Annotated in this window: 14 protein-coding genes, 1 tRNA gene and 3 pseudogenes; 6 read left to right on the top strand and 12 right to left on the bottom strand. The window is 67.6% G+C overall.

Annotated elements, in window-relative coordinates:
- Positions 1-258: 258 nt before the first annotated feature.
- Entirely contained in the window at positions 259-1,086 is an 828-nt protein-coding gene (locus tag DSD19_RS03070; protein WP_113668489.1) for a DUF2059 domain-containing protein, read from the bottom strand.
- A 158-nt stretch (positions 1,087-1,244) separates the two neighbouring features.
- Here DSD19_RS03070 and DSD19_RS03065 point away from each other — a divergent pair.
- Both DSD19_RS03065 and DSD19_RS22675 read left to right on the top strand, forming a co-directional pair.
- A tRNA-Ser gene (locus DSD19_RS03065) sits at positions 1,245-1,334 on the top strand.
- Between the two features lie 143 nt (positions 1,335-1,477).
- A pseudogene (locus DSD19_RS22675) lies at positions 1,478-1,639 on the top strand (DUF6538 domain-containing protein); the annotation flags it as partial.
- Positions 1,640-2,668: 1,029 nt separating this feature from the next.
- On the opposite strand, the pseudogene DSD19_RS22670 reads toward DSD19_RS22675, so the two are convergent.
- The 3 genes and pseudogenes from DSD19_RS22670 to glmU form a co-directional block, all read right to left on the bottom strand.
- Positions 2,669-2,857, bottom strand: a pseudogene (locus tag DSD19_RS22670) (capsid cement protein); the annotation flags it as partial.
- 111 nt (positions 2,858-2,968) lie between these two features.
- Positions 2,969-4,789: a glutamine--fructose-6-phosphate transaminase (isomerizing) gene (gene glmS, locus DSD19_RS03055; RefSeq protein ID WP_075785232.1), complete on the bottom strand. Its 1,821-nt coding sequence runs from the start codon at positions 4,787-4,789 to the stop codon at positions 2,969-2,971.
- A gap of 33 nt (positions 4,790-4,822) precedes the next feature.
- The gene (glmU, locus tag DSD19_RS03050; protein ID WP_113668487.1) at positions 4,823-6,172 is read right to left on the bottom strand and encodes a bifunctional UDP-N-acetylglucosamine diphosphorylase/glucosamine-1-phosphate N-acetyltransferase GlmU; all 1,350 of its coding nucleotides are present in this window, start codon (positions 6,170-6,172) and stop codon (positions 4,823-4,825) included.
- A 126-nt stretch (positions 6,173-6,298) separates the two neighbouring features.
- Between glmU and DSD19_RS03045 the strand changes: the two genes are divergently transcribed.
- Together DSD19_RS03045 and DSD19_RS03040 are read left to right on the top strand one after the other, a co-directional pair.
- On the top strand, positions 6,299-6,970 hold the full coding sequence (locus tag DSD19_RS03045; RefSeq protein ID WP_113668486.1) for an HAD-IA family hydrolase: 672 nt from the start codon (positions 6,299-6,301) through the stop codon (positions 6,968-6,970).
- A 3-nt stretch (positions 6,971-6,973) separates the two neighbouring features.
- Positions 6,974-8,167: a DegT/DnrJ/EryC1/StrS aminotransferase family protein gene (locus DSD19_RS03040; RefSeq protein WP_113668485.1), complete on the top strand. Its 1,194-nt coding sequence runs from the start codon at positions 6,974-6,976 to the stop codon at positions 8,165-8,167.
- 15 nt (positions 8,168-8,182) lie between these two features.
- Here the strand turns inward: DSD19_RS03040 and DSD19_RS03035 are convergent, their stop codons facing one another.
- Entirely contained in the window at positions 8,183-8,704 is a 522-nt protein-coding gene (locus DSD19_RS03035) for a DUF3280 domain-containing protein (protein WP_113668484.1), read from the bottom strand.
- Between the two features lie 155 nt (positions 8,705-8,859).
- Between DSD19_RS03035 and DSD19_RS03030 the strand changes: the two genes are divergently transcribed.
- Positions 8,860-9,789, top strand: a complete 930-nt coding sequence (locus DSD19_RS03030) for an AraC family transcriptional regulator (RefSeq protein ID WP_165828026.1) — start codon at positions 8,860-8,862, stop codon at positions 9,787-9,789.
- A 45-nt stretch (positions 9,790-9,834) separates the two neighbouring features.
- On the opposite strand, the gene cysE is transcribed toward DSD19_RS03030, so the two are convergent.
- Together cysE and DSD19_RS03020 are read right to left on the bottom strand one after the other, a co-directional pair.
- The gene (cysE, locus tag DSD19_RS03025; protein ID WP_075785225.1) at positions 9,835-10,656 is read right to left on the bottom strand and encodes a serine O-acetyltransferase; all 822 of its coding nucleotides are present in this window, start codon (positions 10,654-10,656) and stop codon (positions 9,835-9,837) included.
- A 128-nt stretch (positions 10,657-10,784) separates the two neighbouring features.
- On the bottom strand, positions 10,785-11,093 hold the full coding sequence (locus DSD19_RS03020; RefSeq protein ID WP_075785224.1) for a hypothetical protein: 309 nt from the start codon (positions 11,091-11,093) through the stop codon (positions 10,785-10,787).
- On the opposite strand from DSD19_RS03020, the gene DSD19_RS22665 reads away from it, so the two are divergent.
- Positions 11,092-11,211 (top strand): hypothetical protein, encoded by a 120-nt coding sequence (locus DSD19_RS22665; RefSeq protein ID WP_371412527.1) that lies wholly within the window; start codon positions 11,092-11,094, stop codon positions 11,209-11,211. The two genes, DSD19_RS03020 and DSD19_RS22665, sit on opposite strands and share 2 nt — an antisense overlap.
- A 293-nt stretch (positions 11,212-11,504) precedes the next feature.
- Here the strand turns inward: DSD19_RS22665 and DSD19_RS22660 are convergent.
- The 5 genes and pseudogenes from DSD19_RS22660 to DSD19_RS02995 all read right to left on the bottom strand — a co-directional run.
- A pseudogene (locus DSD19_RS22660) lies at positions 11,505-11,816 on the bottom strand (DUF2793 domain-containing protein); the annotation flags it as partial.
- Positions 11,809-15,708, bottom strand: a complete 3,900-nt coding sequence (locus DSD19_RS03010) for a glycoside hydrolase/phage tail family protein (protein ID WP_113668482.1) — start codon at positions 15,706-15,708, stop codon at positions 11,809-11,811. The pseudogene DSD19_RS22660 and the gene DSD19_RS03010, both read right to left, overlap by 8 nt.
- 3 nt (positions 15,709-15,711) lie before the next feature.
- The gene (locus DSD19_RS03005; protein WP_108026940.1) at positions 15,712-16,155 is read right to left on the bottom strand and encodes an NlpC/P60 family protein; all 444 of its coding nucleotides are present in this window, start codon (positions 16,153-16,155) and stop codon (positions 15,712-15,714) included.
- Positions 16,152-17,039 carry a DUF2163 domain-containing protein gene (locus DSD19_RS03000; RefSeq protein ID WP_113668481.1) on the bottom strand — a complete coding sequence of 296 codons (888 nt, stop codon included), beginning with the start codon at positions 17,037-17,039 and terminating at the stop codon, positions 16,152-16,154. Before DSD19_RS03000 ends, DSD19_RS03005 begins: the two co-directional genes overlap by 4 nt.
- Complete coding sequence (locus tag DSD19_RS02995) at positions 17,039-17,671, bottom strand: DUF2460 domain-containing protein (RefSeq protein WP_113668480.1); 633 nt, start codon at positions 17,669-17,671, stop codon at positions 17,039-17,041. Before DSD19_RS02995 ends, DSD19_RS03000 begins: the two co-directional genes overlap by 1 nt.
- Positions 17,672-17,685: the final 14 nt, after the last annotated feature.

The following is a 17,685-nucleotide window of genomic DNA, read 5'->3' as shown; positions in this document are numbered from 1 at the left end:
GCCATTCCCTTCTTGTCGCCGCGTCCTTCGGCCCCGCCCCGTAGCGGTGTTCCCGCGCTTGCGCGCGCCCCGGACAGCGCGCCCCCATCGGGGCGATGTCTATGTTTCGTCAATGTCAAACAACCCGCCATGCGCGCGAACGCAAAGACTGCGTACGAACGCCATTCGGGCCAGAGCCGTGCGTATCGGCGATTTCGACGCCCAAGTCAAGCCCGCCTGGCTGTGCCCCGGTCCCGGTCGGCCGCAGGACGGACGGGGCTAAAGATCCTGCCCGGCGATGAACCGCGCCGCAGCGAGCCCAAGGTCGCGCGAGATACCCTGGAAGGCGGCCTCGAACCCCTCGAAGAGCGCATCGTTCAGATCCTGCCCGGGGCGGGTCTCGGACAGCCGGATGTAGGATTCCATCGTCGCATCGTCGAGCGGCGCATAGGCCATCGCCAGATAAGAGAAAAGCCAGGTCCGCGTGTCCTCGCGAATCTCGGGCTCCTGGCGCCGGACATCGTCGAGGATCTGGTCCTCGGTCAGCGCATAATCGAAGGCACGACCATCGACCAGGCCGGTATAGAAGGCGTAATTGGCATTGAGCGCGCCCGCGACATTGGCCTCGATCAGCCCGTTCGCCGCGATGAAGCGGCCCACCAGATCGAGCCGCGGATCGCCGTCGGCCTGCATCTCCTCCAGCCGCTCGCGACTGGCCTTGTCGATCTCGGGGTCGAGCATCGCGCGCCGCGCCGACAGTTCAAGCGCCACGATCCGCGCCCCCTCGGGCGAGGTGAAGAAGGCCACCAGCGGCTCGATCTCGTCGGCCGCGAGTCGCGTGCCGAGGGCCTCCCGCATCGCCCTCTCGATCCGGTCGGAGTCGTAGATCCGCGCGACGGCAGCGTCCCAGCGCGCGCCCCCACGGTCGGGGAAAAGGTCGGCTTCCAACCCGTCGCCATAGACCAGCCCCTCGTCGCGCATGATCTCGACCAGATCCGGCAGCGCCAGCGCCTCGACGAGTCGCTGCACCTCGGGACCGTCGTCGGCCCGGACCGGTCCCCCGGTAAGGGCGGCAATCAGGGCGGCGGCGGCGAAGAGACGTGACATCGGCGGGTCCGGGTTCAGGGGTGGTTCAGAGCTATCGCGAAGCGGCGGGAAATCCAACCATGTCCGGGAGTCTTGGCGAAGTTTCCTGCCCGCGCGAAAAACGGTTGCACCCCGTCGCGGTTCCAACTAAATGACCGCTCCACAAGGCCACGGGCTGCGGAGAGGTGCCGGAGTGGTCGAACGGGGCGGTCTCGAAAACCGTTGAGCCTTCACGGGTTCCCAGGGTTCGAATCCCTGTCTCTCCGCCACAAAACCTTGCGAGGTTTTGGCAAATTACCAAGCAAGAACAAGACGTTAGATTGCCGCGCTCTGCGCGCGATCCGTCGTTCTACCTTGTTTTGCAACACATTTCGCCGCGCAATCCGCACACGCCACCAGCGGGGAAACGGCCATGACCATCATGAAGCGGGGCAGCACTTACCACCTGCGCAAGCGCGTGCCGCGCCGCTATGAGGGCGTGGAAGAGCGCAAGAGCATCTGGGTCAGCCTGCACACGGACTCCCTTACCGTCGCGCAACAGAAAGCCCCTATCGCGTGGCAGCACATCGTTGAGGGCTGGGAAGCCCGGCTTGCCGGTGACACCAGCGACGCAGAAAAGCGTTTCGAGGCAGCCAAGAATCTCGCTGCCGTCCGGGCCTTCCGCTACCTGCCAGCGCCCCAAATCGCCAAGCTGCCGCAAGACCAGCTCCTTGCACGTGTCGAAGCCGTCAAAGAGCGCAAAGACGGTGAACTGGATATGCGGGACACGGCTGCCCTTATGGGCGGAGTGAGTGAACCGGCGATAACAGTGACTCGGGCGCTGGAACTCTATTGGGGCTTGGTCGCGGACAAGACGCTTGGCAAAAGCCCGGACCAGCTCCGACGCTGGGAAAACCCGTGCAAGAAAGCCGTGAAGAACTTCGTGGACGTGGTAGGCGACAAGGCCATTGGCGACATTACCGGCGACGATATGCTGGACTTTCGCCAGTGGTGGTTTGAACGCATCCAGAGCGAAGACCTTACGCCCAATTCGGGCAACAAAGACCTTATCCACCTTGGCGACGTGCTGAAGACCGTGAACCGCATGAAGCGGCTCGGGCTGGTGCTGCCCCTCTCCGATCTCAGTTTCAAGGAAGGTGAGGCACAACAGCGCCCGCCCCTCTCCGAAAGCTGGATACGCGACAAGCTCTTGGCCGCCGGGGCGCTGGACGGGCTCAACAAGGAAGCCCGCTGCATCCTTCTGGCGATGGTCAACACCGGGGCGCGGCCGAGCGAGCTGGCGGCCCTCACAAGCGATCAGATACGGCTTGGCGCGGCCACACCGCACATTTCGATTGAGCCCGTTGGACGCCAGCTCAAGACGCGCAACGCACGCCGCGTCATCCCCCTGACGGGCGTGAGCCTGAAGGCTCTGGCGCAGTGCCCCGACGGCTTCCCCAAATACCGCACCAGCCCCGCCAGCCTCTCGGCCACGGTCAACAAGTATCTTCGGGCCAACAGGCTCTCGGAGACGCCGGGACATTCTCTTTACGGGTTGAGGCATACCCGCTGCCGAGACGGCCACGCCGATCTTGGTGCTTCCGCTGGCGGCGCTGGTCACAGTCCCGTCGGAGGTGCGGAAAAAGACCGCATCGCCCACGGCCAGTTCGTCGGTGGGGACTTTGGGCATCTCGAAGACGCCTTCCGTCACCAAAACCAGCGGATCGCCAATGGCGGCGTCCCCCGATGCAATGCCGAAGAGATTGCCGAGGTTGACGCCATCGCCAGAGCTGGCGGCGGCCACGGCGGTCATCCGACGGTGCTGGACGGCTGCCCGCTCCCGCACACACTTGCGTACGGAGTTTCTTACAAAGGCACCGAATTTATCACACCTTCACATTCGCCGGGGCCAGCAATTCGCCCGCTATTCGACGGTGACCGATTTGGCCAGGTTGCGGGGCTGGTCGACATCGGTGCCCTTGGCCACCGCCGTGTGATAGGCCAGAAGCTGCACCGGCAGGGCATATAGCATCGGAGCGAAAAGCTCGGGCGCCTCGGGCAGGACCAGCGTCTCCCAGACGCCGCTGCCAGCCTCGGCCGCGCCACGCGCATCGGTGATCAGCAGTACCGGACCGCCGCGCGCCATCACCTCCTGCATGTTCGACACGGTCTTGTCGAACAGCCGATCATAAGGCGCCATCACGATCACGGGCACGGTCTTTTCGACCAGAGCTATCGGGCCATGCTTCAGTTCGCCGCTGGCATAACCTTCGGCATGGATGTAGCTGATTTCCTTCAGCTTCAACGCGCCCTCAAGCGCCAGCGGGTACATCGCGCCGCGCCCGAGGAACAGAACGTCGGTGGCCTCGGCCAGACGCCGGGCCAGCCCCTCGATCCGGTCCTGGAGGGCCAGCGCCGCGTTGAACCGACCCGGCATCGCGCGCAGCGCCGCCAGATGTTCGGCCAGCGCCGCCGGCGACAGCCGCCCGCGCTGCCGCGCCGCCTCGAGCGCCAGCAGCGCCAGCACGCCCAGCTGGCAGGTGAAGGCCTTGGTCGAGGCGACGCCGATCTCGGCGCCTGCCAGGATCGGCAGCGCCAGGTCGCTTTCGCGCGCGATCGAGCTTTCGGCAACGTTGACCACCGAAACGATCCGCTCGGCCCGGCCCGCGCAATAGCGCAGCGCCGCCAGCGTGTCGGCGGTTTCGCCCGACTGGCTGACGAAGACCGCCAGCGTGCCCGCGGGAATCGGCGGCTCGCGATAGCGGAATTCCGAGGCCACATCGACATCGACCGGCAGCCCGGCCAGCCGCTCGATCCAGTATTTGGCGGTCAGGCAGGCCAGATAGGCGGTGCCGCAAGCGACCATGGTGATCCGCGTCACGCCGGAAAAGTCGATGTCGCCGGGCAACGCAATGGCGGTGCCCTCTTCGCCCAGATAATGGCGCAGCGCATCGCCCAGAACGGCGGGCTGTTCGGCGATTTCCTTGGCCATGAAATGCTTGTAGCCGCCCTTCTCGACCCGGGTGGCATCCACCTCGATGGTCCGGATCTCGCGCAGGACCTGCGCGCCCGAGGCATCGAAGATCTCGACGCCTGCGCGGGTGATGACGGCGCGGTCGCCCTCTTCGAGATAAGTGAGGCGGTTCGTCAGCGGCGCCAGCGCGATGGCGTCCGAGCCCACGAACATCTCGCCCTCGCCATGGCCGACCGCCAGCGGCGAGCCCTTGCGCGCCGCGATCATCAGATCGTCTTCGCCCTCGAACAGGAACAGGAGCGCAAAGGCGCCTTCCAGCCGGTCTAGCGCACGGGCGGCCGCCTCACGCGGGGCCATTCCCTCGTCGAGATAGGTCTGGGTCAGATGCGCCACGGTCTCGGTATCGGTATCGCTTTCGAAACCGATCCCGCGGGCGCCAAGCTCGTCCCGAAGCGCGCGGAAATTCTCGATGATCCCGTTATGCACCACCGCAACGCGGCGCGCGCGCTGGGGATGGGCATTGGCGAGGGTGGGCGCGCCATGGGTGGCCCAGCGGGTATGGCCGATCCCGGCCTTGCCCGGCAGCGGCTCGTGGACCAGAAGGTCCGACAGGTTGACAAGCTTGCCCACCGCCCGGCGGCGGTCGAGCCGCCCTGCATTGACGGTGGCGATCCCGGCGCTGTCATAGCCCCGGTATTCAAGCCGCCCGAGCGCCGCCACCAGCAGCGGCGCGGCCTCGTGATCTCCCAGAACGCCGACGATTCCGCACATGCGATTTGCTCCGAATGGGGCGGGAAGGCCCGCCTAGTGTCCCTTGCGCTTGGCCTTTTCGGCCCTCAGCCGGTCCATCAGCCGCCGCGCGAGCCCCGGCTTGACCTCTTGCCGCGCGCGGCCAAGCGCCAGCGCGTCGTCGGGCACGTTCGTGGTGATGACCGAGCCCGAGGCGGTCATGGCATGGGCGCCGATCCGCACCGGCGCCACCAGCATCGTGTCCGACCCGATGAAGGCATGGGCGCCGATCTCGGTCCGGTGCTTGAAGACGCCGTCATAATTGCAAGTGATGGTGCCCGCGCCGATATTGGCATGCTCGCCCACCGTGGCGTCGCCGATATAGGTCAGGTGGTTGACCTTGGCGCCCTCGGCCACCTGCGCATTCTTGATCTCGACGAAATTGCCGACCCGCACGTCCTCGGCCAGTTCGGCACCGGGACGCAGCCGGGCAAACGGGCCGACCACGGCACCACGGCTGACATGACAGCCCTCTAGATGCGAGAAGGCACGGATCCGAGCGCCGGATTCGACGGTGACATCGGAGCCGAAGATCACGTTGGGCTCGATCACGGCATCGCGGCCGATCACGGTGTCGAAGGCGAAGAAGACGGTTTCGGGTGCGGTCAGCGTGACCCCGTTATCCAGCGCCCCGGCACGCGCGCGGGCCTGGAAGGCGGCCTCTGCCGCGGCCAGATCGGCGCGCGAATTGACGCCCAGCGTCTCGGCCTCGTCGCAGATGACGACACCGGCCGACAGCCCGCGGGCACAGGCCAGCCCGACCACGTCGGTCAGGTAGTATTCGCCCGCCGCGTTGTCGTTCGAAAGCGCGCCGATCAGCTCGAAGAGCGTCGCGCAATCGGCGGCGATGACGCCCGAATTGCACAGCGTCAGGGCGCGTTCCGCCTCGGTCGCGTCGTTATATTCGACGATCCGGTCCAGCGCCTCGCCCGCCATCACCAGCCGCCCGTAGCGCTTGGGGTCGGCGGCATGAAAGCCCAGAACCACCACGGCATGCTGGGCGCGGGCGGCGGCCATCGCCTCCAGCGTCTCGGGGCGGATGAAGGGCGTATCGCCGTAAAGCACGATCACGTCGCCCGAAAAACCGTCCAGCGCGGGGCGGGCCTGGGCCACGGCATGGCCGGTCCCAAGCCGCTCGGCCTGCTCGACCACCGCGACCTCGGGGTCGATATCGAGCGCCGCCGCGCGCACCGCGTCGGCCTGATGCCCGGTCACAACCACGGTGCGGACCGGGTCGAGCGCGCGGCCCGCCGCCATCGCATGGGCCAGAAGCGGCGCCCCGGCCACCTCGTGCAGCACCTTGGCGCGATCGGACATCATCCGGTTGCCCTGGCCGGCGGCCAGGAGGATCAGGGCGGTGGGCATGGGGGTCTCTGCTCTTTCCTTTTTCTCGCCTCCCTTTTATCGCGGTTCCTGCGGTTCGCAACCGGCGGCCGCTTCACTTGGCATTTCGCTCTGTTACAGGGCGGCGAACGGAAGGACGAGGCACGGATGCGGACGGTGATCTTCGATTTGGACGGCACCCTGGCCGATACCAGCCACGACCTGATCGACGCGGCCAATGCCTGTTTCGAGACGCTGGGAAAGGGCCGCCCGCTGGACCCCGAGGCCGATGCCGCCACAGCCTTTCTTGGCGGGCGGGCGATGCTGCGACTTGGATTCGAACGTCTGGGGAAGATCGGCGAAGAGGCGCCGGTGGCCGAACAGTTTCCTCTTTTCCTCGACCATTACGCAGCCGGGCTCGACCGCCATACGCGGCTTTATCCGGGCGCGCTCGACGCGGTCGAGAGGCTGCGGGCCACTGGCATCGCGGTCGGGATCTGCACCAACAAGCCTGAAGCCCTGGCCGAAGACCTGATGACCCTGCTCGGCGTGCGCGGGCTGTTCGCCTCGCTGGTGGGGGCCGATACCCTGCCGGTCAGAAAGCCCGACCCGGCGCCTTACGTGCTGGCGGTCGAGCGCGCGGGCGGGCAGGTCGCGCACTCGCTTCTAGTCGGCGACAGCGCAACCGACCGCGCGACCGCGCGTGCCGCGGGCGTGCCCTGCGTGCTGGTGACCTTCGGCCCCGCCGCGGCGGAAATGACCGGCCTCGTCCCCGAGGCACTGATGAGAACCTATGACGAGCTTGACGGCCTCGTCGCCCGTCTTCTGCCGGAAAGCTGAGCCATGGCGCGCCGCTTCACCCGCAGCTTCACCCAGCAGGAACCGATATCCGAGGCCGCCATCGAGGCGGCGGTCGCGGTGCTGCGGCACGGGCGGCTGCATCGCTACAACCTCGCCGAGGGCGAGGCGGGCGAGGTCGCATTGCTGGAGGAGGACTTTGCGGCCTTCACCGGCGCGCGGTTCGCGCTGGCCGTGGCCTCGGGTGGCTACGCGCTGGCCTGCGCGCTTCGGGCGCTGCAAGTGAGGCCGGACGAGCCGGTCCTGACCAATGCCTTCACGCTGGCGCCGGTGCCGGGGGCCATCGCCAGCCTCGGCGCTCAGCCGGTGCTGGTCGAGGTCACGCCCGATTTGGTGATCGACCTCGACCATCTTAAGGCGCGGATAGACGAGACCGGTGCAAGGGTTCTGCTGCTGTCGCATATGCGCGGCCATATCTGCGACATGGACCGGCTGATGACGATCTGCGACGGCGCGGGGGTGCGGGTGATCGAGGATTGCGCCCATACGATGGGGGCCGCCTGGAACGGTGTGGCCTCGGGGCGGCATGGCGCGATGGCCTGCTATTCGACCCAGACCTACAAGCACCTCAATTCGGGCGAAGGGGGACTGCTGATTTCCGACGACCCCAAGCTGATGGCCCGGGCCGTGCTGCTGTCGGGATCCTACATGATGTATCCGCGCCACAGCGCCGCCCCCGCGCCCGAGGTCTTCGAGGATCTCTGGGCCCAGGTACCGAACGTCTCGGGCCGAATGGATGCGCTTCGCGCCGCGATCCTTCGGCCGCAGCTGGCCGACCTGCCCGGCCGGATCGTCCGCTGGGCCGAGCTGTACCGCGCGCTTGAGAATGGACTGCGGACAACGCCGGAGCTTGCGCTGATCGAGCGGCCCGCCGCTGAAAGCTTCGTCGGTTCGTCTTTCCAGGCCCGCCTGCCCGACTGGACGCCCGGCCGGATCGAGGCCCTCGTTGCCCGCTGCGCCGCGCGCGGGGTCGAGCTGAAATGGTTCGGCGCGGCACAGCCGCAGGGCTTCACCTCGCGCTATGCCCATTGGGACTATGCCGCACCCGAGCCCCTGCCCCGGACCGACCGCGTTCTGGCGGGGCTGATCGACTTACGGTTGCCGCTGACCTTCACCCCCGAGGATTGCCGCGTCATCGCGGAGGTCCTCGACGAAGAGATCCGGCGCGACACCGCATGACGCGGCCCCCGGGATCTAGCCGCCATCGAGCGCGGCGGTGCCCGGCAGCATCCGGTTCTTCATCAGCCAGCTAAGCCCGCGCCGCCAGGCTTCATCGGTGTTGCCCCGGATATCGGTCTGATAGAGCGCCAGTACCTCGCCCGTGCGGGCGTCGCGTTCGCGGATGACGATGGTCTGCACCAGGACTGACAGTTTCTGCACCGCCCCGGCAAAGGACCGCTCGGCCCCAAGCCGCGCGGCAATGTCCGCCTCAAAGGCGTTGCAGCTGAAGGGATTTCCGTGAAGCGCCAGATCGGCCTCGGCGGGCGCCATGTCGACCAGCCGGTAGCGCCCGCTTTGCGCGACAAGCCTGCGGAACGCATCCGACAGCATCCGCGCCCGCGCCCGTTCGGCCGCGTTGGTGGCGCCGAACTCGACCTCCTGGCTGAAGTTGACGAACTCGATGTCGAAGACCGCAACCGGCAGCGGATCGGCCCGTGCGGAGGCTCCGAAGACACCGGCCAGAAGCAGGATCGGAATAAGACGGCAAAGCGGCATGGGATGGTCCTCCTCCCGCGCAGGCTAAGGCTACGCGGCTTTGCGCGCTTGCCATTTCGCGCCACGCTGCGCTTGGAGGCGCCGATATGGGAGGATATGTCAGGGCCAGCGCACTGGCGCCGATCAGGTCATGCGTGGACCGTCTCGGCGGCCGGATGGATCGCATCCTGCGTGCGGTCGATCTACCCGTCGGGCTTCTCGACCGGCCCGTTCTGGTGCTGCCCCGGATGGATCACTACGCCGTCCTGCAGGCCGCGGGCCGCGACACTGGCAGCACGGATTTCGGAGCCGAGATGGGTGCCGCCGTTCGCATCGGGATGTTGGGCCCCTACGGCACCGGCACGACCGAGGCTCCGACGCTTGGCGCCGCGATCCGGCGCGCCAATGGCACGCTGAACCGGATGATGCAGACCGACACCGATCTGGTGCTTTGCCGACTGCGGCGGGGGGTGCGCTGGTCGATGGCCTTTCACACCCGGGGCAAGGCCGGGCGATTCCAGAACGAATTGCTGGCCACCGGCTATCAGTTCGACCTGCTGCGGCATTTCCCGGGAGAGGCCTGGTCGCCCAAGGCGATCCGCGTCCGCGACATCGAGCGCGCGCGGATAGCCCATCTCGAACAGCTTTTTCGCGCCCCGGTGTGCGGACCGGACCGAGGCGACAGCCCGGTTCCGGGCATGGAATTCGATGAACGGTGTCTTGCAGCCCTCAACCCAGCGACGGCATGGACGCGCCCTCGCACGACGCCGCGCCAGAGACCATGCCGACGGCCCCCGATCCCGTGGCCGGCGTGCGTGCCGCCATCCGGCTGGAGCTTTTGCGCGGACGTCCCGGGATCGACCGCGTCGCCGCCCGGCTCGGTCTGTCGCGGCGCAGCCTTCAGCGACGGCCCCATCGCCGAGATCGCCGATCAACTGGGCTATGCCGACCCGGCGCATTTCTCACGGGCCTATCGCCGCTGGACCGGCTTTTCACCGCGCGCCCATCGCCGGATGATCCTCAGCGCCGCCACGCCCGCACCTTTACCAAATCAAACCGCCGATGGCGGCCCCGCCAGTTTCAGCCGGGAAGACAGGGAAGCCTGAGCGCCAAACGTTCCCTCTCGGGATCATCGGACCCGCACCCGTTTTTCAGTCCTCGCTGCAGCCGCAGCCGCCAAGCCGGTGATCCATCATCACCGAAGGCTGGTCGCAGCCCGCCTCGCCCACAATCCGCGCGGGCACCCCGGCGACAGTCGAACAGGGCGGCACGTCCTGCAACACCACCGACCCGGCCGCGATCCGCGAGCAATGGCCGACATGGATGTTGCCCAGAACCTTGGCCCCGGCCCCGATCAGCACCCCGTCGCCGATTTTCGGGTGACGGTCGCCATCGTCCTTGCCGGTCCCGCCCAGCGTCACCGAATGCAACATCGAGACGTTATCGCCCACCACGGCGGTTTCGCCGATCACGATGGAATGGGCATGGTCAATCATGATCCCCTGCCCCATCCGCGCTGCCGGGTGGATGTCGACGCCAAAGCACTCCGACACCCGCATCTGCACCAGATAGGCCATGTCCTGACGGCCCCGCCGCCAAAGCCAATGCCCCACCCGATAGGCCTGCAAGGCTTGGTAACCCTTGAAGAAAAGGATCGGCTGAATATAGCGGTGGCAGGCCGGATCGCGGTCGTAGACGGCGGTCAGATCCGCCCGCGCCGCCCGGCCAAGCCCCGGATCGTCGGCATAGGCCGCATCGGCGATCTCTCGCAACAACTGCTCGGACATGTCGCCGGAGGACAGCTTCATCGCAAAGCGGTAGGCCAGCGCGTCGTCGAACCCGGCATGGTGCAACAGGCTCGAATGCATCAACCCGCCCAGCAAGGGCTCTGCGTGCACGGCCTCCTCGGCCTCGTCGCAGATCCGTTTCCAGACCGGGTCGAGTTCGGCAAGGCGGGGCTTGATCTCGGGCATGGGCGTTCCCTTTCTTTTCCGCCCCATACTACAGCAGATCCGCGCCTCCTTCCAAGATCAAGCCGCGCACACGCGCAGACGTGACCTTAACCGGCCCGCCGTCGCCCGTATACGCGGCGGCTATCGGCTCAGCCCGGGGAGGGAAAGGCCGCCTTCCAGTCCCGCCACGCCGCCAGCGCCGCGAAGACTTGCGCCAGGCATCGGCAATAGTCGGGCTCGTCCAGGGAGGGTTCGGGCGGCAGCGCCCCGCGCTGAACCAGTGCCATCAGCGATCCGTTTCCCCAAAGCGGATGGCCGCGCCCGAACCGCTTGCGATAGGCATCCGCCGCCTCGACCCGCAAGAGCATCGCCTGGAGCGCCCCGGCACGGTCGGCCTGCGGCAAGGTGTAAAGTGCCCGCGCCGCGGCCACCGCATCTCCATGAAGCACCGGACGCATCCCGCCGCCTCAGACGCTGGCCGGAATCGTCAGTTCGGCGAAATGGACGGCAAGCCGCACGGTGCCGCCGGAAAAGTCGCCGCCCTCGGGCGTCAGGGTCAGCGGCATCGGCGCGTAGCCCGTCAGGGGCGAGCCCAGAACCCCGTGCACATAGGAATTGAGCCCCAGGCCGAGGCCCGACCCGAATCGGTTGTCCGATCCGTCCGCGCCCAGCCGCCAGCCGGAAAGCGTGCCCGAGATTGCCTCGATCACCCGCCCGGTCACGCCGAAAACGGTCGCATGGGACGGGATCGCCACACCCGTGTCCTGCGCCCCTCCGGGCGTCAGGACATGGTCGAACTCCAGCACCCGCAGCGCAATACCTGCACCCGAGGCCGAAACCGCCGCGCCGATGGCAGACCAGGCGCTGCCGGTCCAGCGCATGTCCGCGCCCGCATCGACCACATAGGCCCGCCAGCCGGGCAGCGGGGCGACGAAGACCCAGCCGCCATTGTCCTGCACCGCGATCCGGCCGTCCTGTCCCTCCCAAAGGCCCTCGCCCGCGGCCGGAACGCCCCAGGCCTGACCGTCCGGCACCCCCATTGGCGGGGCCGAAACGGTGACGCTTTGCAGCCGAAGCTGTACCAGCGCGTCGAGCCTGGTCAGCGCCTCGTTCACGGTCACATGCTTCTGAGCCTGCGCCGCCTGCAGCAGCGGAAGCGACAGGTTCGCGGTGTCAGCCATCGATCTCGATCCTCCGATAGGGTCCGGGTCCGAACTGGTCGGACAGTTGCGCCACCTCGAGGGCGGAGGGCGCTGTCGTCCCGTCTGCCGCCTGCATGGCTGCGGTATAGGTCCAGCCTGTTGCGGCGACAGTTTCGGTCCGCAGCACCGCACCTTCGCCGGATTTCACCAGCACCGAATAAAGCTCGCGCTCTTCGCCCAGCGGCACCTCGACCGAGGCCCAACTGTCGCCGTCCACCCGCGTTCGGCGTACCCAGCTCAGCTCCAGATCGCCGCCGGGCGCTCGCACCGCCTTAAGATGACAGGGGGCATAGGGCCGAAGCCCGATCCCGTCGAAGGCCAGCCGGACATGGTCGTAGCTCGGGTCGTCATAGGCCCGCGTCCCGGGGCCGATCCGGTAATGCCGCGCAAGCCCCCGCGCCGACGCGGCAAGCGCGATCTGCGGCACCCGCGCATCAAGCAGCACGACGGTGCTTCCCACGGGCCAGATCTGGGGCATGTCGGCCTCGGTCCCGGCCTGCCCGCGAAGCCTCAGCCTCAGCTCGTAGGTCCGCGGCCCGATCAGTTCGGCTTCGGCGAACTGGAATACCTCCCAGCCCCCGGGTCCGCCCGCCCCGATCGCCGCGACATTGGCCCCGGCCAACAGATCGGCCTCGCCGACCGAGGCAAGGCTGCCCGCCGCAAGCTTGACCCGAAGCGCGGGCCCCCGGTCCCAACGGCCGGGGTCGGCTGCCGCAAGCGGCGTCTCGGTCAGACCGATCACTGCGGACCGGTCGAGCGTCGCGTTCAACGTGTAGCCCGCATCCTCGACCGCCGTGTAGACGTCGACCGTACCGGGCCAGGGGGCCGCGACCGCCGCGACATGGGGCGCATGGGGTACCTCCTCGCCGGTCAGCAGCGGCAAATCGAGGAAGACCGCATGCACCGGCACCGGCGCCACAAAGGCGGCTTGGGCCACGCCGCGATCCTCGAAGCGCGGCGGCAGGTAAAGTCCCCGCTCGACCCGCACTGCCTCGATCTGCCGCGTATCGGCCAGATCGACCCGATCAATCCGGTAATCGCCGGATGGCAGCCGCATCACGTCGCCCGCCCCCACAGACAGCGTCGACAGCGGCAAGGCCAGCCGCACCCGGTCGCGCGCCACCCGGGATTCCGACAGCCAGCGTTCGACGACGGCCTGCCCCTCGGCCGCAGTCAGCACCAGCGGCAATTCGCTGACCGAGACCGCCCGGCTGGCTTCATCGGGAAAGATCGCCTCGGCCGCCCGGGTCTCATAGGCACCATCGGCCTCGACGAAAGACAGGCGCACCCGTCCGGCGGTCTCGGCCCCCGGGGTCCGGCTGTGTTCGATATCGCCGGCCAGATCTCCGGTCTGGGCCAGATCGGCGGGGTCGAGGACGACCCCGGCCCGCCCGTCGCGATTGAAGAACACGATCCGGCCGTCGCGCTCCGCCGCCTCGATGCCGAAAGCCAGCATCAGTGGCTGCAACGCCGACCGTGCCCCGGCCAGGTCGCCAACCGCATAGCCCCGTACCAGCCCGTAGACATCGGACACATCCAGATCGGTCACCCCCGAGGCGGTACAAATCTCGCGGATCACCGCATCCAGAGCCTGCGCCGAGGCCCGTCCGTTCAGCCAGTGCCCACGACCGTAATTGTCGCCATCCGACCAGAGCGTCCGGTTCCCGGGAAACTGCGGATAGGGCCGCGCGTCCCAGGCCCAGACATGCGCCCGCGACAGATCCACCATCGGCCCGCCGTAAAGCGGCGAAACCGGGTTCACCGCCGGGTCGGCCCAATAGCCCAGCAGCGCACGCAGATACTGGTGCTGGATCAGGTCGTCGCGGGCGCCGGTCGAATAGGGCGGCAGCGCGCTTTCCGAGGATTTGGCGTCGCTGAAAAGGTTGGGTGCATTAGTCCCCTTGTCGACCGCCGGACAGCCCAGTTCGGTGAACCAGATCGGCTTCGACTGCGGAACCCAGGCCGTCGGCGTCGCACTGCGGACCCCGTCGATCCGGTCGTGATGGGTGCTCTGCCACCAGCTTCGGATGTCCTTGTAGCGCCAGACCCAGGGCTCGCCATGGGCGCCATCGGTGATCGGGCTGCGGATCTGCGCGTCGCGGGCAGCCTGCGAGGCATAGTACCAGTCGAACCCTTCTCCACCCTCGATATTCGCGCGCAGATAGTCCAGATCGTGGATCGCGCCCCAGGCGGCATCGGCATGATCGTCGCCGTCGCGCCAGTCCGACAGGGGCATATAGTTGTCGATCCCGATGAAGTCGATCGCCGGGTCCGCCCAGAGCGGATCGAGATGGAAATGCACGTCGCCCGGAGCGGTCTCGGGGTGATAGCCGAAATACTCGCTCCAGTCGGCAGCATAGCCGATCTTGCAGCCGGGCCCGAGGATGGCACGCACATCCTCGGCCAGCGCACGCAGGGCATCGACCGCGGGAAACCGCCCGGCCCCGCCGCGGATCGTCGTCAGACCGCGCAGTTCGGACCCGATGCAGAAGGCCGACACGCCCCCCGCCAACGCGCAAAGATGGGCATAGTGCAGGATGAAGCGTCGATAGCTCCAGTCATCGGTCCCGACATAGGCAACGCTCTGTCCCGAGGCAGTGAAATCCTCCGGCCGAGCCGTGCCGAAGAACAGCGCAACCTCGTCTTCCGCGAACCGCGTGCCATTCGTGGTGAAGGGATGGGCGGGCGCGAAATTCAGCGTGATGCGGCCGCGCCAGGGCAAGGGCGGCTGACCCGCCGCGCCGGTGTAGGGGTCGATCAGCGCATTGCCCGGCACCTGGTCCATCAGGATGAACGGATAGAAGACCGGGTCCTGACCGCGCGCGTTCAGCGCCCGGATCGCCTCGATCACGCTGGCATCGGCAGGCGTGCCGCCATAGATCGGCCGCCCGTCGACATGGGGCACGATCTCGGCCGCGCTCCGGCTGAGCCCCGCCACCCGCCAGGGCATCGGGTTGCCGTCGAAGCCTGTCTGTTCGACCTTCGGCCGAAGCCGCGCGACCGGCGCGCGCAGGTCCGAGGCGAACCAGCTGACCACCAGAGAGACCGAACGCACATTCGGCAATTCGCCCTGCAGCATGTCGAGCGATGTGGCGATGTCGGTCTTGCCACTCGGCGAATTGACGTTCGCCGATACCGCCTGACCCGGCCCGTAGGAGAAATGAACCGGCGTCGTTGCCAGGGCATATTCGCCGGTGCCCGGGATCAGCGACACGCCCTGCACCAGCGCGGGCAGATCGTCCGTCGCTCCCGCCGCCCGCCGCACGACCTCGAAGGACAGTTGCGGCACGCGGTTGCCGAAGCGTGCAAGCTCCATGTCCTCGATCACCACATAGGCGATGCCGCGATAGGCCGGAGCCCGCCCCGGCCCCTCGACCGCCTCGATCAGCGCATCGGGCAACTGGTCTTCGGACCCGTCATAGACGCGCAGCGTCAAGGATTGCGGCTCGATCTCGGCGCCGTCTGCCCAGATCCGGCCGACCCGGGCGATCTGGCCCTCGCAGAGTGCGATCCCCAGACTGACCGAATAGCTGTATTCCTTGACCTTGGGCTTGCTGGGCGCGCCTTTTCCTCCGCCATGCGTGCTGACCGTCTCGCGAAAGCGCGAGGCCCAGATCACCTGCCCCGCCACCCGCGACCGCCCCCATAGCCGGCCGACGGCCGCGCCCTCGCTGGCGCCGGTCAGGCGGAACCTCTCGACCTTTCCGGTCTCGACCGCCTGCGATCCGCTGCCAAGAAGCTGCTGGTCGATCACGCGGCCCAGCGTGGCGCCCACGGCCCGTCCGATGACCGCGCTCGACAGCCCCAGGACCGACCCGCCCAGCGCCGAGCCGGCGGCCGCTCCGGCCGCCGACAAAACAATCGTTGCCATGGGTCAGATCCCCTCGGGAAAGGCAAAGCGGGCCACGATCCGCCGCGCCCAGGGCTGGGAAAGCGAGCTTTCGACCACACCGCGCCCCGAATAGGCGTGGATGAAACTCGGCGCCTCTTCGACCCGACCCTGAACGCCCAGATGCTTGGCAACTGTGTCGTCGCGCATCCGGAACAGGATCACATCGCCCTCGGCGGCCTCTTCCAGCGGTTTGGCGATCAGATGCCGCCCGGCCGCGCGCCACAGGATCTCTTCGCCCTGAGGCTCGGACCAGTCCGGCGTATAGGGCGGCACCTCTTCCGGCTCGCGCCCGTAAAGCGACCGCCAGACACCGCGCAGAAGCCCGAGGCAATCCGCCCCGGCACCGCGCACCGATCCCTGATGCCGATAGGGTGTCCCGATCCAGCGGCGCGCCTCATTGGCGGCGCGTTCTCCCATGATGGTCATGATTTCAGACTTCCCCCGTCGTTCAGCCCCGAGCGGGTCGGATAGCTCATCAGCCAGTCCTCGCCCGGAATATGCGGAAACCCTCTGAAGTTGAGGAAATTGTCGAACTTGTCCCGGCAGGTCTCTGCCCGCCGGTCGCAGCCCGCGACCAGCCGCAGACTGTCGCCCGCCAGGACGGTGCCGCGGATCTCGGACCAAAGCTCGATCACCCGCCCCCCGCTGTCCTCGCGGTCCCCCTTGATGGCGCCCACCAGCCCCGCCGCCGGCCCCGACACCACCTCGAGCCGCCCCTGTTCGAACCAGCGTGGGGCAAAGCCCGACAGTCCGGCGATCCGGAACAGGCGTCGTCCGGTCACGCTTGCCACAGGAACGACCGTCGAGAAATCGGGATGAGCGGTGTCGAAGCGGCAGGCCGCATCGCCCAGAACCGCCCCGCAGGGCGCCTGATAGACCAGACCTTGCGGCTGGTTCAGCGCCTCGGACAGACCGCGCAATTCGGCCTCGAAGACCCCGGCCGTCCGGGTCATCTCGCCCAGCGTGCCGGTGAAGATCAGCGCGTGCTGGGCGGCATCGCGCCAGTTCACCATCCAGATCCTCAGCGCCGCACCGTCATAGCGTCCGGCCGAAATGTCCTCTTCGGTGATCGCCTCCGAACTCAGCGCCGACACGGCCGCCGAGTTGTCGACCGAAAGGCCCGTGGTCTGGCTCAACGCCCGCGCCGTCATGCCGGTATCGGCGCGGAAGGTGATGCCCGCGAAGGTCATATCGCGGTCGTGATCGGTAAAGCCCATGACCACGCCGTCCTGGCGCGTCAGCGCCCAGGCCCTGGCAAGCGTCGTCGCGCCGCTTTCCAGATGGGCCTGAAATGTCGCCGACAGCGGCATCAGATACGCAGCTCCACGACCGGGACCGAGGGGACTTCGCCCGCCCGGAAACTCTCGACCGAGGTCTGGATCCGGTCTGTGTCGAATCGCACCGGTACATCGAACTCGAAGCCCGCGGTCACCACTGCGCCCATCCCCGGCGGCTCGGCCAAGGTCACGATCCCCGTCGATGTCTCGATGGCAAAATCGACCGGGGCAAACAGCTGGCGCCCGTCGACTGCGACAGACACCGTGCCGGCCACCGGCTTGGCGATCGGGCGCAGATAGGACTGGCTGCCCGAGGCATAGGTCTTTCTCAGCTGGAACTCGACAGTGCTGGCATCCCCGATCCCGATCACCTGATCTTCTGGATCGACCGCGCCCGACGGGCGGCAGGACTTGTAGTCGGACCAGTCCTTCCAACGGAATCCGTAAAGCTGGCCGCGCCGCGCCTCGAAGAAGGCGATCAGCTGCTCTACATCGTCGAGCGAACTCATCGCGACCCCCGCATCGTAGCGCCGCCGGGCATGTTCCCAAGGCGAGTTGCGCTCCTCATAGCCATTGGCGAGCGTCACGATCTCTGTTCGGCGCTCCGGACCGCCGACCGACCCGAAACTCAGATTGGCCGGGAAGCGGACTTCATGAAATGCCATGGGCTCTGTCCTCC

The sequence above is a fragment of the Rhodovulum sp. BSW8 genome (assembly GCF_003314725.1).
Lineage (GTDB): Bacteria > Pseudomonadota > Alphaproteobacteria > Rhodobacterales > Rhodobacteraceae > Rhodovulum > Rhodovulum visakhapatnamense.
This window is presented reverse-complemented; position numbering and strand designations above follow the sequence as displayed.

Bases quoted from the DNA above. Each gene is read 5' to 3' on its own strand.
- DSD19_RS03005 (WP_108026940.1), bottom strand. From the start codon at position 16,155: ATGACCATCATGGGAGAACGCGCCGCCAATGAGGCGCGCCGCTGGATC.
- DSD19_RS02995 (WP_113668480.1), bottom strand. From the start codon at position 17,671: ATGGCATTTCATGAAGTCCGCTTCCCGGCCAATCTGAGTTTCGGGTCG.
- DSD19_RS03035 (WP_113668484.1), bottom strand. From the start codon at position 8,704: ATGCCGCTTTGCCGTCTTATTCCGATCCTGCTTCTGGCCGGTGTCTTC.
- glmU (WP_113668487.1), bottom strand. From the start codon at position 6,172: ATGCCCACCGCCCTGATCCTCCTGGCCGCCGGCCAGGGCAACCGGATG.
- cysE (WP_075785225.1), bottom strand. From the start codon at position 10,656: ATGCCCGAGATCAAGCCCCGCCTTGCCGAACTCGACCCGGTCTGGAAA.
- DSD19_RS03000 (WP_113668481.1), bottom strand. From the start codon at position 17,039: ATGCCGCTGTCGGCGACATTTCAGGCCCATCTGGAAAGCGGCGCGACG.
- DSD19_RS03030 (WP_165828026.1), top strand. From the start codon at position 8,860: ATGGATCGCATCCTGCGTGCGGTCGATCTACCCGTCGGGCTTCTCGAC.
- DSD19_RS03070 (WP_113668489.1), bottom strand. From the start codon at position 1,086: ATGTCACGTCTCTTCGCCGCCGCCGCCCTGATTGCCGCCCTTACCGGG.
- DSD19_RS03045 (WP_113668486.1), top strand. From the start codon at position 6,299: ATGCGGACGGTGATCTTCGATTTGGACGGCACCCTGGCCGATACCAGC.
- DSD19_RS03010 (WP_113668482.1), bottom strand. From the start codon at position 15,708: ATGGCAACGATTGTTTTGTCGGCGGCCGGAGCGGCCGCCGGCTCGGCG.
- glmS (WP_075785232.1), bottom strand. From the start codon at position 4,789: ATGTGCGGAATCGTCGGCGTTCTGGGAGATCACGAGGCCGCGCCGCTG.
- DSD19_RS03020 (WP_075785224.1), bottom strand. From the start codon at position 11,093: ATGCGTCCGGTGCTTCATGGAGATGCGGTGGCCGCGGCGCGGGCACTT.
- DSD19_RS03040 (WP_113668485.1), top strand. From the start codon at position 6,974: ATGGCGCGCCGCTTCACCCGCAGCTTCACCCAGCAGGAACCGATATCC.